The sequence below is a fragment of the bacterium genome, assembly GCA_035281585.1.
Lineage (GTDB): Bacteria > UBA10199 > UBA10199 > DSSB01 > DSSB01 > DATEDP01.
The window spans coordinates 1-14,918 of the sequence record DATEDP010000140.1 but is presented as its reverse complement, the minus strand read 5'-3'; the positions used below and the strand labels follow the sequence as shown (position 1 = coordinate 14,918).

The 14,918-nt window shown below is 62.2% G+C and carries 14 protein-coding genes; 9 read left to right on the top strand and 5 right to left on the bottom strand.

From position 1 onward, the window contains the following. Window positions 1–49 precede the first annotated feature (49 nt). The 8 genes from VJR29_13060 to VJR29_13025 all read left to right on the top strand — a co-directional run bounded on the left by VJR29_13060 (window position 50) and on the right by VJR29_13025 (window position 6,830). The gene (locus VJR29_13060; protein ID HKY64336.1) at window positions 50–1,303 is read left to right on the top strand and encodes a glutamate-5-semialdehyde dehydrogenase; all 1,254 of its coding nucleotides are present in this window, start codon (window positions 50–52) and stop codon (window positions 1,301–1,303) included. 112 nt (window positions 1,304–1,415) lie between these two features. Next, window positions 1,416–1,874 (top strand): ribosome silencing factor, encoded by a 459-nt coding sequence (rsfS, locus tag VJR29_13055; protein HKY64335.1) that lies wholly within the window; start codon window positions 1,416–1,418, stop codon window positions 1,872–1,874. Continuing rightward, window positions 1,871–2,344 (top strand): 23S rRNA (pseudouridine(1915)-N(3))-methyltransferase RlmH, encoded by a 474-nt coding sequence (rlmH, locus tag VJR29_13050; protein ID HKY64334.1) that lies wholly within the window; start codon window positions 1,871–1,873, stop codon window positions 2,342–2,344. Before rsfS ends, rlmH begins: the two co-directional genes overlap by 4 nt. Continuing rightward, window positions 2,341–3,879 (top strand): 2,3-bisphosphoglycerate-independent phosphoglycerate mutase, encoded by a 1,539-nt coding sequence (gene gpmI / locus VJR29_13045; protein HKY64333.1) that lies wholly within the window; start codon window positions 2,341–2,343, stop codon window positions 3,877–3,879. The genes rlmH and gpmI overlap by 4 nt, the downstream gene beginning before the upstream one ends. After that, window positions 3,872–4,600 (top strand): ComF family protein, encoded by a 729-nt coding sequence (locus tag VJR29_13040; protein ID HKY64332.1) that lies wholly within the window; start codon window positions 3,872–3,874, stop codon window positions 4,598–4,600. The genes gpmI and VJR29_13040 overlap by 8 nt, the downstream gene beginning before the upstream one ends. Before the next feature lie 2 nt (window positions 4,601–4,602). Next, complete coding sequence (locus tag VJR29_13035) at window positions 4,603–5,376, top strand: inositol monophosphatase family protein (GenBank protein ID HKY64331.1); 774 nt, start codon at window positions 4,603–4,605, stop codon at window positions 5,374–5,376. Window positions 5,377–5,534: 158 nt separating this feature from the next. Next, a complete protein-coding gene (locus tag VJR29_13030) occupies window positions 5,535–6,092 on the top strand; it encodes a hypothetical protein (protein ID HKY64330.1) in 558 nt (185 codons plus the stop codon). Window positions 6,093–6,146: 54 nt separating this feature from the next. Beyond that, the gene (locus VJR29_13025) at window positions 6,147–6,830 is read left to right on the top strand and encodes a hypothetical protein (protein ID HKY64329.1); all 684 of its coding nucleotides are present in this window, start codon (window positions 6,147–6,149) and stop codon (window positions 6,828–6,830) included. Window positions 6,831–6,968: 138 nt separating this feature from the next. On the opposite strand, the gene aceE is transcribed toward VJR29_13025, so the two are convergent. From aceE to VJR29_13010, 3 genes are all read right to left on the bottom strand, one after another. Further along, window positions 6,969–9,641 carry a pyruvate dehydrogenase (acetyl-transferring), homodimeric type gene (aceE, locus tag VJR29_13020; protein ID HKY64328.1) on the bottom strand — a complete coding sequence of 891 codons (2,673 nt, stop codon included), beginning with the start codon at window positions 9,639–9,641 and terminating at the stop codon, window positions 6,969–6,971. A gap of 127 nt (window positions 9,642–9,768) precedes the next feature. Continuing rightward, window positions 9,769–10,173 (bottom strand): DoxX family protein, encoded by a 405-nt coding sequence (locus VJR29_13015; protein HKY64327.1) that lies wholly within the window; start codon window positions 10,171–10,173, stop codon window positions 9,769–9,771. Between the two features lie 65 nt (window positions 10,174–10,238). Further along, the gene (locus VJR29_13010) at window positions 10,239–12,998 is read right to left on the bottom strand and encodes an MMPL family transporter (protein HKY64326.1); all 2,760 of its coding nucleotides are present in this window, start codon (window positions 12,996–12,998) and stop codon (window positions 10,239–10,241) included. Between the two features lie 70 nt (window positions 12,999–13,068). Here VJR29_13010 and queA point away from each other — a divergent pair, with 70 nt between their 5' ends. Continuing rightward, window positions 13,069–14,109 carry a tRNA preQ1(34) S-adenosylmethionine ribosyltransferase-isomerase QueA gene (gene queA / locus VJR29_13005; GenBank protein HKY64325.1) on the top strand — a complete coding sequence of 347 codons (1,041 nt, stop codon included), beginning with the start codon at window positions 13,069–13,071 and terminating at the stop codon, window positions 14,107–14,109. Between the two features lie 72 nt (window positions 14,110–14,181). Here the strand turns inward: queA and VJR29_13000 are convergent, their stop codons facing one another. Both VJR29_13000 and VJR29_12995 read right to left on the bottom strand, forming a co-directional pair. Continuing rightward, the gene (locus tag VJR29_13000) at window positions 14,182–14,694 is read right to left on the bottom strand and encodes a transposase (GenBank protein ID HKY64324.1); all 513 of its coding nucleotides are present in this window, start codon (window positions 14,692–14,694) and stop codon (window positions 14,182–14,184) included. Then, the coding region (locus VJR29_12995; protein HKY64323.1) for a hypothetical protein at window positions 14,691–14,918 on the bottom strand (228 nt) is incomplete at its 5' end. The genes VJR29_12995 and VJR29_13000, both read right to left, overlap by 4 nt.

Below are 14,918 nucleotides of genomic sequence, written 5' to 3'. Positions count from 1 at the left end.
AAGCAGGGATTGTAAACTTGCCCCGGCAAAGGGCAAGGGAATAGAGCCTATGGCCTTCGAAGAAATTCTCCAACTGACCGACCGCGCCAAGCACGCCGCCCGCGAGGCGGCCAACTTGAGCAGCCCCAAGAAGAACGAGATCCTGAGCAAGGCCGCCGATCACCTGCTCGCCTCCCAGTCCCGGATCTTGGCCGAAAACCGCAAGGACCTTGAAGCCGCCCAAGCCAAGGGGCTGTCGGCCGCGATGATCGATCGGCTCACCTTGAACGAAAAGCGCATCGGCGAAATGGCTCAGGGCCTGCGCGAGATCGTCGGCCTCGAGGACCCGATCGGCCAGGTGGTCAAAGGCTGGACCCGCCCCAATGGCCTGCGCATCGAGAAAGTCCGGATTCCCTTGGGCGTCATCGCGATCATCTACGAGTCGCGGCCCAATGTCACGGTCGACGCCGCGGCCCTCTGCCTGAAGTCGGGCAACGTCGTCATCCTGCGCGGCGGCTCCGAAGCGATCCACAGCAACAAAATCTTGGGCGACATCCTGCGCGAGACTTTGAAGTCTTCGGGCGTCTCGCCCGACTTGATCCAGGTGGTTCCGGTCGCCGATCGCGACGCCTTGAAAGTCCTGCTCGAGCAAGACCGATCGATCGACCTGGTGATCCCGCGCGGCGGCGAAAGCCTCATGAAGATGCTGCGCGAGACCAGCAAGATCCCGGTGGTCAAGCACGACAAGGGCGTTTGCCACATCTTCGTCGATCACAACGCCGATCTCGACAAAGCCGAAAAGATCATCCTCAACGCCAAGGTCCAACGGCCCGGCGTCTGCAACGCCTTGGAGACGCTCTTGGTCGACGCCAAGGTTGCCCACGCCTTTCTGCCGCGGATGGCGGCCGAGCTGCAACGCCTTGGGGTGGAGATTCGCGGCGACGCCAAGACTCAGTCGCTAGTGCCCGAGGCCAAGCCGGCGAGCGAGGCCGATTGGGACGCCGAGTATCTCGACCTCATCTTGGCGGTGAAGATCGTCGAAGGCCTCGACGAAGCCCTCAGCCACATCGAGCGTTACGGCTCGCTCCATACCGAGTCGATCCTGACCAACGACGAAAGCCACGCCGAACGCTTCCTCCGCGAGGTCAATGCCTCGGCGGTGATGGTCAACGCCTCGACCCGCTTCAACGACGGCGGCCAGCTCGGCCTGGGCGCCGAGATCGGGATTTCGACGACCAAGCTTCACGCCTTCGGCCCGATGGGTCTCGAGGAGCTGACGGCTCAGAAATACGTCGTCCGCGGCGAAGGCCAAGTACGCGATTAATAACTAAACCCCCCTTTGAAAAAGGGGGGCAGGGGGGAATTGACCCAAGCAACGAAGCATTCAACGCCCCCGCAAAAAAAGAAATTAAACGACAGGGGGGATTTGACCCAAGATGGAAACGATAGAACTGGCCCGTAAAATAGCCAGCGAAGCCCTCGACACCAAGGTCCGCGATTTGAAGCTCCTCGATCTCCGGGGCTTGGTCAGCTACACCGATTATTTCATCCTCGGCACCGGAACCAGCGACCGCCACGTCCGCTCGGTCGCCGATCGGGTCCATTTGAAGGTGAAAAAGGAGTTGGGCCGGCTGCCGCTGAGCTACGAGGGCCAAGACTCGGGCAATTGGGTCCTGCTCGACTACGGCGACGTCGTTCTCCATCTTTTCCTCGAGGAACAGCGGCGCTATTACGGCCTGGACGAATTCTGGTCTCACGCGCCGGCCTTGACCGTCGACGGGGCCCGTCCGGCCAAGAAGAAGCCGAGCCAAGTCAAGAAGCCGAAGCCGGCCAAGCCGGCCAAACCGGCCAAACCCACACCCAAAACCAAAGCCAAGCCCAAGAAGAAAAAATGAAGCTCAAGCTCCTCGCCATCGGAAAGATCAAGCGCGAGGCCTTCCAACAGCTGGCTCAGGAATACGAGCGCCGGATCCGGCGCTTCCAACCCTTCGAGGTGATCGAGATCCCCGATGAGAAGGTCGGCGCCAAGGCCGAGATCCCCAAGGTCCTGCGCCGCGAGGCCGAGCGGGTCGAGAAGCACCTCAAGAAGGACGCCCATCTGGTCGTCCTCGACGAGCACGGCGAGCAGTGGTCGAGCATCGACTTGTCCTGGGAGCTGGGCCAGTGGTTCCATCACTCGCCAAGCGAGATCGCCTTTCTGGTCGGCGGCGCCTTCGGCCTCGACGAGGAATTGAAGAAGCGGGCCGAGGTCCGCTGGAGCCTCTCCAAATTGACTTTGCCCCATCAGTTGGCTAGGGTCCTGACTCTGGAGCAGCTGTACCGCGCTCTGACCATTTTGAAGAACGTTCCCTATCACCACGAATGAAAAAACCGCTCATCCTCATCATCCTCGACGGCTGGGGCATCAACGAATCGCCGGAGCACAACGCCATCGCCCAGGCCCGGACTCCGAACTACGATGCCTGGCTCCAGGAATACCCCGGCGCCGCCCTCGACGCCTCCGGCCATTCGGTCGGCCTGCCCGAGGGGGTGATGGGCAATTCCGAAGTCGGCCATCTCAACATCGGCGCCGGCCGCATCGCCATGGTCGGCTTGACCCGGATCTATGGCGCGATCGAGGACGGCGGCTTTTTCCATAATCCGGCCCTGCTTGCGGCGGTGCGGGCCGCCAAGCAAAATCATTCCACTTTACACCTGATGGGGCTGCTCTCCGACGGCGGCGTCCACTCCCATCAAGACCATCTCTTCGCCCTGCTCAAGCTGGCCAAGCAGGAAGGATTGCAGGATGTCGCGATCCACGCCTTTCTCGACGGCCGCGACACGCCGCCGGAAAGCGGCCTCGAATACCTCCAGCGACTCGAGGAGGAAATCCAAGCCCAAAAAATCGGAACCTTGGCGACAGTGACCGGCCGCTACTACGCGATGGATCGGGACAAGCGTTGGGAGCGGACCGAGGAAGCCTACCGCGCCCTCGTCGAGGGCTTGGGCGAGAAGGCCCAGGACGCCCGGGCCGCCGTCGCCGCCTCCTACGCCGCCGGCCGCTCCGACGAGTTCGTCAAGCCCATCGTCTTGACCGACGGCCAAGGCCGGCCCCAAAAAGCGATGAAGGACGGCGACGCCGTGATCTTCTTCAATTTCCGGGCCGACCGGGCCCGCCAGCTGACCTACGCTTTGACTCAGGCCGAATTCAGCGGCTTCGAGCGCCGGGTTTTTCCCAAGCTCGGAGCCTACGTCTGCATGGCCGAGTACGACCAGGCCCTGACCTTGCCCATCGCCTTCCCGCGGGTCGAGCTGAAGAGCACCTTCGGCGAGCTGATCGCCGGCCGGGGCTTGACCCAGCTCCGCATCGCCGAGACCGAGAAATACGCCCACGTCACTTTCTTCTTCAACGGCGGCGAGGAAAAAGTTTTTCCGGGCGAGGATCGGGTTTTGGTCCCTTCGCCCCGCGAGGTCGCGACTTACGACCTCAAGCCCGAGATGAGCGCCCCTCAGATCACCGAGGAAGTGCTGAAACGGATCGGGCAGGATCTCTACGACGTCATCATCCTCAACTTCGCCAATGCCGACATGGTCGGCCACTCCGGCAAATTGCCGGCCGCGATCCAGGCCGTGGAAACCCTCGACGTCCAGCTCGGCCGCATTCACCAAGCGATCGCGGGCCGGGGTGGGACGATGCTCGTCACCGCCGACCACGGCAATTGCGAGCGGATGGTCGACGAGGCCGGCCGGCCGCACACCGCTCACACCCTCGACTTGGTCCCTTTCTTGCTTATTGGTGAAGCTTGGAAAGGAAGCCGGCTCAGGCCTCTGGGCAAGCTCGAGGACATCGCTCCGACCATGCTCCAGATACTAGGAATCCCCCAGCCCGCCGAGATGACCGGCCGAAGCATGATTGTTTAACAGCCGTTTCCTTCGCTCCTGCTTGGCTCCGCCCTGCTGCGAGCTCTGCCCCCGCTTGATCGAGGAGCCGCCCGGCCTTTGCGCCGCCTGCGCCGGTTTGTGGGTCGAGCTTTCACTTTGGCGTTGCGAGCTTTGCGCCGATCCTTTCGCCGGCCAAGGGCTTTCCGCTCATCGCTGCGGGGTCTGCCTGCAAAACCCGCCGAGCTTCGAAAAGGTCCACGCGGCGGTCGAGTTCGACGGCAGCGCGGTGGGATTGCTCCACGCCCTTAAGTTCGGGGGACGGCGCAGCGCCCTGGGCCCCCTGGCCGAGAAAGGAGCGCCCCATTTTCGGGCCGCCGTCGAAACCTGCGCCCCCGACTTCCTGGTCGCCATGCCCCTGGGTTGGTCGCGGCGCCGCCGGCGCGGCTTCAATCAAAGCTATTTGCTGCTTCGAGCCTTGAGCCGCGGGGCCCGGATCGAAGTCCCGGTCTGGCGGGGTGGACGGCGGAGAACCCGGGAACCTCAGGCCCGCTTGGACCGCGGCGCGCGGCAGCGGGTCCTGGCCGGCAGCTTCCTTCCGCTCAAGCCCGGTTCCTTGGCCGGCCGGCGCATCCTCCTCGTCGACGACGTCTTGACCACCGGAGCCACCGCCGAGAGCTTCAGCAAATGCCTCTTGCAAGCCGGGGCCCGTTCGGTGCAGGTCTTTGCCTTCGCGAGGGCTAGAAGGAAGGGTTCGTTTTGATCATGAAAGATTTCATCGTCGCCGCCGAAGCGGCTTGCCGGATCGCCGGGAAACTCCAGCTGGAAGGATTGAAACGCGACAAGCAGATCGAGTTCAAGGGCAGCATCAACCTGGTCACCGACGTCGACAAGGCCTGTGAAAAAGCCATCGTCGAGGTGTTGCAAGGCCGCTTCCCCGAACACGACATCCTGGCCGAGGAGGGCAGCGGCCGCCGTAAGAACAGCGAGTACAAGTGGATCATCGACCCGCTCGACGGCACCACCAACTACGCCCATGGTTACCGCCTTTTTTGCGTCTCCATCGCCTTGGAGCACAAGGGCGAGATCGTGGTCGGCGCCGTCTTTGAGCCCAACCGCGACGAAATGTTCTTGGCCGAAAAGGGCGGGGGCGCCCGCCTCAACGGCGAGAAGCTCGCGGTCAGCCAAGTCGCCGACTTGAACCACGCGATGCTGGCCACCGGTTTCGCTTACAACGTCCGCGAAACCGCCAACAACAACCTCGACCACTTCCAAAAGTTTTTGATGAAGTCCCAAGCCATTCGCCGCGACGGCGTGGCGGCCGTCGACCTCTGCTATGTCGCGGCCGGCCGTTTCGACGGCTTTTGGGAGCTCAACCTCTTCCCTTGGGACGTGGCCGCCGGCTACCTCATGATTCAGGAGGCCGGGGGTAAGGTCAGCGATTTTCGGGGCAAGGCCTTCGACGTCTATTCCAAGGAGATCTTGGCCAGCAACGGCCGGCTCCACCCGGCAATGTCCAGCTTGCTCAGCCCAGGATAATTTTAAATAAAAACAATAGCTTAGCCTGGAGCAGGCGACGGCACCGACCCCCTCCGTCGGCGGGGAAGCGTCTCTAAGGCATGAATTTTTTTAGCTTTTTTAAGGAAACTTTTTGAGCGGCCGGGCGACACTTTGTTACTATCCACAAAGGAGTCGCGATGAAGAACGCTTGGCAACGCCTGTTTTGCGCCCTGGCCCTTTCGATTTCACTCATCCTCTCCGCTTGCGGCAGCGGCGGCCAGCCCTTCCTGATGGACGTTCAATCGGATTTGATCGTGACGGCGACAAATCCCGACAGCCTGGTGATCCAAACGGCCGTCGGAACCCTCGAAGCGGAGATCGTCCAGGAGTTCAACGACCGCTTCGAGCTTGACGTTTTCAACCTCAACGCCAGCGCGACCTTTCCCGACCTGGGCCCGATCAATCTGGTCTTGGATCCCAATTTCCCGGCCAGCGCCACCGTCTACAAGCTCAACCGCAACAACAATCCATCGGGAACCAACACGATGCGGCTCAGCCTGATCATCGAAACTCCCGAGCAAAATTTGACCTTGAGCGACCTGACTCTGAGCAGCAATTCGGCTTCCCTGCAATTGGATCAGGATTTGCCGCCCTTGACCTTCTTTTTCCAGGGGCAGCCGATGCAGATCGATTTGAGCACCCTTCAGGTTCAAATCCCGGCGAGCTTGATCGTCTCGTTTTTCGACCCGCAATAAACCTTTTTGTCATTCCGCCGGGGATTTGTTAAAAGGCATCTTGAGCGAGCAGACATGGTCTTAAGCGTCCACGAAAAAGTGAAAAGCGACCGGCTTTACAAGGCCTTCGACCTGATGGCGGCGAAGAACCTCGACGCCGCCGAGGGGGAGCTCCATGCCGGCTTGAGCGAGGCCGAATCCCAGGAGGACAAGGTCCTGGCGGCGCTCTTTTATTCGACCCTCGGCGTGCTCTATAAGGTCAAGAAAGAGTTCCCCAAGGCCTGGAAGTTCTATGAGAAGGCCGAAAAGCTCTTGCCCGAGGACCCGGCCCTCAAGCTGATCTCGGCTCGGCTCCTGATCGACGTCTTCGGCCAATTCGACACCGCCCTCCGCCGCTGCCAGAAGGTTTTGGAAATCTCGCGCAGCGATCCGCCCTTCCTCCATCAGGCCAACGCCACGATGGGTCTCGCCTACTTGAAGAAAGGCGAGCGGACCAAGGCCGTCCAATGCTTGGTCGACGCGATGAAAGACGATTTCGAGGGGCTGGCCTCGGCCACCAATATCGACCTCAAGCTGATCGAGGCTTTGATCCGAAAGAAAGCCGGCCTCGAAGAAGGCCGCCGCTATCTCCAGGCCGCCCGGCGCTTCGCCGAGAACAAGGGCGAGGACAAATTCGTCGAGCTCTACACCCGCCTGCTCGACGCCTATCCCGAGAGCGAAGTCGGCGAGACCACCGACGTGAAAATCCCGATGAATTAATCGCCGATACCCCCCTTTGAAAAAGGGGGGCAGGGGGGGATTTGAAAGCCGTCGCAAAGGACGGGTTTCGATTTCCAGGTTTTTTCTTCCCGCGACCGTTTTAAATCCCCCTTAATCCCCCTTTTTCAAAGGGGGAAATCACACCGTCCACGGATCCGGCTTCTCGCCGTTCAAGCCGAAATCCCGAATCGCCTGAGCCGCCACCGACTTCATGACTTTGCCGGCCTTGGCCAGCTCGACCAAGGCCGCGACCGCGATGTGCTCGGCGTCGACTTCGAAAAATCGCCGGAGAGCCTCCCGGCCGTCGCTGCGGCCGTAGCCGTCGGTGCCGAGGCTCAGCCAAGCGCCCGGGATCCAGCGGGCGATTTGATCGGGCACCGCCCGCAGCGAATCCGAGGCGGCGATGAAAGGCCCTTCGACTTCAGCCAGCGTCTTTTCGAGATAGGAGCGGCGCGGCGGCGACTCCGGATGGAGGCGGTTCCAGCGCTCGCAGGAGAGGGCCTCGCGGCGGAGGAGCTGGTAGCTGGTGGCGCTCCAAACGTCGGCCGCGACCTGGAACTGCTTTTCGAGCAGCTCCTTGGCCCGCAGGACCTCGCGGAGGATGGCGCAGCTGCCGAAAAGCTGAACCTTGGGCCAATCCGGCTTTTGGCGCGAGGCCTCGAAGCGGTAGAGGCCATGCAAAATTCCGTTCTCGGCGCCGGCCGGCATTTCCGGCATCGGGTAATTCTCATTCTGCAAGGTCAGGTAGTAATAACAGTCTTCGAGCTCGACGTGCATCCGGCGCAGTCCTTCCTGGACGATGACCGCGATTTCGTAGGCGAAGGCCGGATGGTAGGCCCGGATGTTGGGCACGGTGCTGGCCAGCAGATGACTGTGGCCATCCTGGTGCTGGAGGCCCTCGCCGGCCAAGGTGGTCCGGCCGGCGGTGGCGCCGCAAAGAAAGCCGCGGCCGCGCTGGTCGCCGAAGGCCCACATCTGGTCGCCGGTTCGTTGGAAGCCGAACATCGAATAGAAAAGATAGAAGGGAATCATCGGCTCGCCGTGGCTGGCGTAGGCGGTGCCGGCGGCGGTGAAGGAGGCCATCGAGCCGGCCTCGGTGATGCCTTCCTCCAAGACCTGGCCCTCCTTCGACTCGTGGTAATAAAGCAGCATGCTCTTGTCGACCGGCTCGTAGAGCTGGCCGATGGCCGAATAGATGCCGACTTGGCGAAAAAGCGGATCCAGGCCGAAGGTCCGGGCCTCGTCGGGGATGATCGGCACGACCCGCCGCCCGATTTTTTTGTCGCGGAGCAGCAGGTTGAGCAGCCGGCCGAAGGCCATGGTCGTCGACACCGCCCGGTCGCCGGTGCCGGCCAGGAATTCTTGGAGATCCTCCAAGCCCGGCACCTCCAAGGTTTTGGCGAGGACCCGCCGCTTGGGCAGCGATCCGCCGAGCTTGGCCCGCCGCTCGAGCAAGTATTGCATCTCCGGCGACTTTGGATCGGGCCGGTAGAAGGGCACGTCGCCGAGCTTCTCGTCGGGAATCGGGATCTCGAAGCGGTCGCGGAAGGCCTTGAGCTCAGCCTCGTTCATCTTCTTCTGCTGGTGAGTGATGTTGCGGCCCTCGCCGGCTTCGCCCAAGCCGTAGCCCTTGATGGTCTTGGCCAAGATGACGGTCGGTCCGCCGCGATGGCGGGTGGCGGCGTGATAGGCCGCATAGACCTTGTCGGGATCGTGGCCGCCGCGCCGCATCTTTCGGATATGCTCGTCGCTGAGCGGCTCGGCCAGCTGGAGCAGCTCCGGCGACACGCCGAAGAAATCCTTGCGGGTATAGGCGCCGGGCTCGACCGAATATTTTTGGTATTGGCCGTCGACGACCTCGCCCATCCGTTTGACCAGCAGGCCGTGGTGATCCTTGGCCAGCAGCGGATCCCAGTCCGAGCCCCAGATGACCTTGATCACGTTCCAGCCGGCGCCACGGAACACCGCCTCCAGCTCTTGGATGATCTTGCCATTCCCGCGGACCGGTCCGTCGAGCCTTTGGAGGTTGCAGTTCACGACGAAGGTCAGGTTGTCCAAGCCCTCGCGGGCGGCGATGGAGAGCGAGCCCAGCGATTCGGGCTCGTCGGTTTCGCCGTCGCCGAGGAAGGCCCAGACCCGCGAGCCCGAGGTGTCCTTGATGCCCCGGGCCTGGAGATAGCGGTTGAAGCGGGCTTGATAGATCGCGGCCAGCGGCGAAAGGCCCATCGAGACGGTGGGAAATTCCCAATAGGAGGGCATCAGCCAGGGATGGGGGTAGGAGGAAAGGCCGCCGCCTTTCTCCAGCTCCCGCCGGAAATTCTCCAGCTCGGCCACGCCGATCCGGCCTTCGAGGAAGGAGCGGGCGTAGATGCCGGGCGCGGCGTGGCCCTGGATGAAAACTTGGTCGCCAAAATCGCCGTTGTCCTTGCCGCGCAGGAAATGATTGAAAGCCACCTCGTAGAGCGTGGCGGCCGAGGCGAAAGTCGAGATGTGGCCGCCGATGCCCGGGTATTTCTTGTTGGCCCGGACCACCATCGCCATCGCGTTCCAGCGGACCAGGCTGCGGATCCGCCACTCGATCGCGCCGTCGCCGGGATAGGCCGGCTGGGCTTCGACCGGAATCGTGTTGACATAGGGCGTGTTCAGCCGGGGCGTCAGGGCGGCGCCCTTGGACGCGGCGTGAATCAGCAGCTCATCCAAAAGCCGGCGGACCGGCCCCGGCCCATGAGTTTGAAGCGCCGCGTCGAGCGAGTGGAACCAGTCCTCGACTTCTCGGGGATCGAGCCGGTCGTTTTTCGGCGTATCGGCCATGCGCAAGATTCTAGCATGGCCGGCTTTGGCCGCCGGAGGAAATATTTCCCGTAGGGGCAGGCCTTGCGCCTGCCCCAGGCGATGACGTTGCCATCACCCGCAGATTGGGCACCCGCAAGGGGTGCCCCTACACGGTTTCTTTCTTCCGGCAGAACAGCGCGTCGAGGCTGTAGGGCCCGGCGCCGCGGCAAATGAAGTAGAGCGCGACCAGGCCCAGCGTCATCGGATATTCGAAGCCGCCGTCCTTGGCGAAAAGCCCGCTTTTCAGGTGAACTTGGAAAATTGCGACCGCCATGACGCAGAAGACGCCGAAAGCGGCCAGCGGAGTAAGCAGGCCGAAGATCAGGCCCAAACCGCCGCCAAGCTCGCCGGCGATCGCCAGGTAAACGCCGGCCTTGGGGATGCCCATGCTGGCGAAACCTTCGACGGTGGCTTGCAGGTTCTGGACCTTTTGCCAGCCGTGAGCCGCCATGATGATGCCGGTGCCGATTCGAAGTAAGGTGAGAGCCAGGGGTTCGAGACGAGTGCGCATCGGGAAACCTCCGGTGAATAGGATTTAACCCGAATATGAAGGGCCTTGCTTCGGCTGTCCACCATTTAAACGGCGGCCATCGGAACGGTTTCGGCGCGGCGTTTGCGGCGGATGTAGAGCGACATGACCGCCGGCAGGAAAAACATCCCCATGAACATGCAGCAAGTCAGGCCGAGAACGACGACTTTTCCGAGCTGGGCCAGGCCTTGGTGGCTGGCAAAGGCCATTCCGACGAAGGAGGTCATCGAGTCGAGATAGGTGATCAGCACCGCCTTTCCGGTCGATTTGAAGAGGAAATCCAGACCATTGGCACCCTCCTCGCGGAAACGGTGCAGGATGTGGACTCCGTTGTCGGCTCCGATCCCCAAGATCATCGGCAGGGCGATCATGTTGGCGGTGTTGAACGGCAGGTCGAAAAGCGACATCAGCCCAAAGAGCGAGAAGACGCCGAAGACCAGCGGCAGGGAGCTGAGCAGGGCATAGCGCAAGGACCGAAAGTCGATGAGGAAGAGCAAAAAAATCGCGATCGCCGAGTAGAAGCCGGCCCGAAAATAATCTTTTCGGACCAGCCGAAGGATTTCGAAGAACATCACCGGCGGGCCGGTGACCTCGCCCGACACCTGGCGGAGCTCGCCGATGAAAGCCTCCAGCGGCCCCCGTTCCCAAATGTTGACTTTGGGATAGGCATAAATCGCGTAAGTCCCGTCGGCCGAAAGAAAGCGATCGCGAATCTCGCTCGGCAGCTCCTCCAGCCGCATCGGCGGGGAGGCGGCCGCGGCCTTCAGCGTCCCGCGCAAGCCGCCGAAGAAATCGCTCTGAAATTCGGACACCGCCGAAGTTAGCAGGCTCTCCACGGTCCGGCGAGCGCCGGCATCCAAGGTGGGCGCCGGAAACTTCGCCAGGGCGGCGTCGATGGCGGCGATGCCATCCTCGGCCGCGGCCACGATCTTCTCACCCTCGGTCGCGGAAAGGGCCCGGTTTTGGACCTCTTCGAGGTTGGCCTTCAACCGCGAGAGCTGGCTTTGCAGCTCCCGCGGGTCGGGCTCGGCCAGGGCGGCATCCGGAAGCTCCAAGATCACCCGGCGCAAGCGGGCCGTCGTGCCGGAAGGCTGGCGCTCGGGAAAGACCGCGCCCAACCACTCGACCCTTTGGACGGTCGGCAGCTTGGCGGCGGCCGCGGCAATCCGCTCGGCCTCGCCCAGCGAGCCGGTCATGAAGATTCCGGCCCGCGGCGACATCGAAGTGTCGATCAGCTTCTTCTCGTAGCGGACGGCCTCGGTGTTCTTGGCCTGGAGGTTGAGCAAGTTGTTGTCAAAGTCGATGCCGTGGTTGGGGCTGAAGAACATGTAGGCGCCCCAAGCCGCGATGACGACCACCGCGGCGACGATCCAACGGGCGCCGCCGAAGAAGAAATTCCGGACCTGCTGCATCCAGGGTCGAAGCGGGCCGCCGGGCGGCATCGGGGGAACCTTCAAGGCCGCGCCGGACCGGCGCCGGTCCCAGAGCGCGAGGAAGGCCGGCAGGACGAAGATCATGCTCAGGGCCGAGATCAGGATGCCGTTGCCGGCGATCCAACCCAGCTCGGCGAAGCCCTTCAGCTCGACCAAGGTGGTGGCGTAGAATGCGGCCGCGGTGGTCGTGGCCGAGGTCATGATGTTGCCAAAGACGTGGGCGATGGTTTCCTCGATCGCTTGAGCGATGCCGCGGCCCTTTTGCAGCTCTTCCTCGTAGCGCGCGACCACGTGCACGCCGTAGTAGGTGCCTTGGCCGACCAGGATCACGATGAAAGCCATCGAAAACAGATTGAGATGGCCGACCGTCAGGGTGGCGAAACCGAAGACCCAAGTCATGGTCAGGTTGAGGTTCAGCAAGCCGAGGAAGGGACGAGCGAAGGAATGGAAGGCGAGGATGAATATCACCGCCGTCGATACGTAGGCGAAGATGCTGGCCAGGGTCATGTCCTTGCGGCTGATGCGGAACTGATCGTCGTTCAAGGCCGGTCCGCCGGTGACGCCGATGCTGACGCCGGGCGATTCCGGCCCGATCGTTTTGATTTGTTGGCGGACCCAGCCGACCAGTTTTTCGGCGACCTTGTAATCTTGCTTGCTGTCGACCGGCCGGATCAGCATGAGGTGCATTTTCCCGTCGTCGGTCCGCAAATAGCCGTACTCGTCGACGTTGGCTTGGGCTTCTTGGCCGGCCTCCAGCCGGTTGGCGATGGCGGCCGAGTCGAGCTTCTGGCCCTCGAGGAAATCCTTGAACAGCACCAGCGGTTGAATCAACTTGGCGAAGTCGCCGGCCTTGGCGTCGGAGGATTTGCCCTCGCGCAGGCCTTTTTCGAGCGACAAATTGAAGTATTCCAGAAAGTCCGGCCAGCTTCGGGCCTCGAAGAGGGCGCGGACGCCGCCGTCGGGGCTCTCGGCTTGCTGCAGCAGGCCTTCGGCCTGGTTCGGGCTCATGAACTGGAAGGCGTGCCGCTTAAACAGGCCCAAGTCGACCTTGTAGAAGACGTCCCGGACGTAATGATGGGGATCCTGGGCCAGCCGCTGGGCCAGGAGATCCATCGCCGCTCGCCGCTCGGCGTCTTGGCTTCCCTCGAAGACGAGGATCAGGTATTCGACGGCGCCGAATTTTTTTGTATAGGAGAGGAAACGCCGGTTGGTCGGAGTGTTTTCCGAATAGAGATCGAGGATTCCGGTCTGGGATTTGAGAAAGAAGATCGAGCCGAATAGGCTGACGACGGTCAAGGCCAAGGCGACGCCGATCACGGTTTTGGGATGGGCGTAGAGCCAGCGGGCATAACGCCGAAGCAATCCTTGAACCATAGTTTCTTTCTCCGCATGCGGGCTGTAAGACGGGGGGACCGCAAAGTCAAGCCAAGGGGAAGCCGACAGAATGTCTGAATTCTTGAATGATTACGATTATGTTTTTCCGCCGGCGGCGGTGGCCCAGGAGCCGCCGGCCGAGCGCTCGGCCTCGCGGCTGCTGCAGCTGGGACGGCGCAGCGGCGAAATCGGCCACCGCCGTTTTGTCGAGCTGCCCGAGCTCCTGCAAACCGGCGATTTGCTGGTGGCCAACGACACCGCGGTTTTGGCCTCGCGCCTTTACGCCCGCAAGCCCAGCGGCGGCCGAGTCGAAGTCTTTTTGATTCGGCCCCGCGGCGACGGCGAATGGGAGGTCTTCCTTTCGCCGGCCCGCGGCTTGAAGGAAGGAACCAGCCTCCAAGTTCTCTCCCGATCCGAGGCCGAGGCCCGGGGGCCGGAGCTATCGATTGCGGCCGTGGGTCCCGAGGGTTTTCGGGTCAAGTTTCGAAACGGGGAAGAAGAGCGCCGAGCTTTGAGCGAATTCGGCGAGATGCCGCTCCCGCCCTATATCGCCCGGGAGCTGCCTCGGGCCAGCGACCGCGAGCGTTATCAGACGGTCTTCGCCGCCGCGCCCGGCGCCGTCGCCGCGCCGACCGCCGGCCTCCACTTCAATGAGGCGGTCTTGGCCGCCTTGGCGCGGAAGCAAATCGCCTTGGCCCAGCTCACCCTGCACGTGGGGCCGGGAACCTTCTTGCCGGTGAAGACCCAGCGGGTCGAGGACCACGTCATGCATGCCGAATTCTATTCGATTCCCGAGGCGACTCAGGCCGCGGTCGAGGATTGCCGGAAGCGCGGCGGACGGGTGATCGCGGTCGGCACCACCAGCTTGCGGGCCCTTGAAACCTGGGCATTGAGCGGGAAGAGCGAAGGCGAGACCCGGCTCTTCGTCCGGCCGGGCTTCGATTTCCGCCGGATCGACGGGTTGCTCACCAATTTCCATCAACCCAAGTCGACCTTGCTCATGCTGGTCAGCGCCTTGGCCGGGCGAGAAAATATCCTGCGGGCTTACCGCGAGGCGATCGAAGCGGGGTATCGGCTGTTCAGCTACGGCGATTGCATGCTGATCCTGTAGGGGCAGGCCTTGCGCCTGCCCCAGGCAAAGAACCGGCGATCACTGCAGACAGGGCACCCGCAAGGGGTGCCCCTACGGGCGTTCGGGGTCATCTTCCCATCGTGCGGGATTGTGCAGGATGTATTCGCGTATTTTTTCCAATAACTTTTCATTTCTGATGACGTGTTCGTAATAGTTGCGTTGCCAAAGAATTCCACAAATCGAAGCGTTTCCAGACTTCTTGATGTATTGCAGGTATTTGGAGCTGCTTAGCGACTTAAATACCCCAACGATGTTTCCAACCGTAGGGGCGGGCCTTGCGCCCGCCCCGGGCGAGGAGCCGGCGATCGTTGAGGCTGGGGCACCCGCAAGGGGCGCCCCTACGATTCTGAGGATCGCGTGAAAATGGTTGGGCATGACGACCATCGAGCCCACCGAATTTAATTTCATTTCATCGCAGACGACCTCGCCAAACAAACATTCACGATTTCGACTGCAAATTGTGACGAAATACGCCCCAGGCATTGAATAATCGAATCCGGGGATTCTGAGATTCTTGCGATAGCCGTGGTGGGGAACATGTCCGACATGGACAGCAATATTCATGCCTTCAGATCCGCCAGCTTCCCCAATACCCCAACCATTAATGCCTGATCGTAGTAGCAAGGCTTCCCCTCCCGCACCCGGTCGCGGAACCACGCCAGGTCCTTGGCGAAGAGGCCGCCGGCCATGACGCCGGTTTTCATGCCGAGATTGCCCGAGCGGCAGCGGGCGAGGAGCGAGCGCCGACGGGGCAGGCCGACCCGTCGCTCTTCGGTGAAGCCGAGGCT

Coding starts and splice junctions, on each gene's coding strand:
- VJR29_13060 (HKY64336.1), top strand. CDS start 50: ATGGCCTTCGAAGAAATTCTCCAACTGACCGACCGCGCCAAGCACGCC.
- rsfS (HKY64335.1), top strand. CDS start 1,416: ATGGAAACGATAGAACTGGCCCGTAAAATAGCCAGCGAAGCCCTCGAC.
- rlmH (HKY64334.1), top strand. CDS start 1,871: ATGAAGCTCAAGCTCCTCGCCATCGGAAAGATCAAGCGCGAGGCCTTC.
- gpmI (HKY64333.1), top strand. CDS start 2,341: ATGAAAAAACCGCTCATCCTCATCATCCTCGACGGCTGGGGCATCAAC.
- VJR29_13035 (HKY64331.1), top strand. CDS start 4,603: ATGAAAGATTTCATCGTCGCCGCCGAAGCGGCTTGCCGGATCGCCGGG.
- VJR29_13030 (HKY64330.1), top strand. CDS start 5,535: ATGAAGAACGCTTGGCAACGCCTGTTTTGCGCCCTGGCCCTTTCGATT.
- VJR29_13025 (HKY64329.1), top strand. CDS start 6,147: ATGGTCTTAAGCGTCCACGAAAAAGTGAAAAGCGACCGGCTTTACAAG.
- aceE (HKY64328.1), bottom strand. CDS start 9,641: ATGGCCGATACGCCGAAAAACGACCGGCTCGATCCCCGAGAAGTCGAG.
- VJR29_13015 (HKY64327.1), bottom strand. CDS start 10,173: ATGCGCACTCGTCTCGAACCCCTGGCTCTCACCTTACTTCGAATCGGC.
- VJR29_13010 (HKY64326.1), bottom strand. CDS start 12,998: ATGGTTCAAGGATTGCTTCGGCGTTATGCCCGCTGGCTCTACGCCCAT.
- queA (HKY64325.1), top strand. CDS start 13,069: ATGTCTGAATTCTTGAATGATTACGATTATGTTTTTCCGCCGGCGGCG.
- VJR29_13000 (HKY64324.1), bottom strand. CDS start 14,694: ATGAATATTGCTGTCCATGTCGGACATGTTCCCCACCACGGCTATCGC.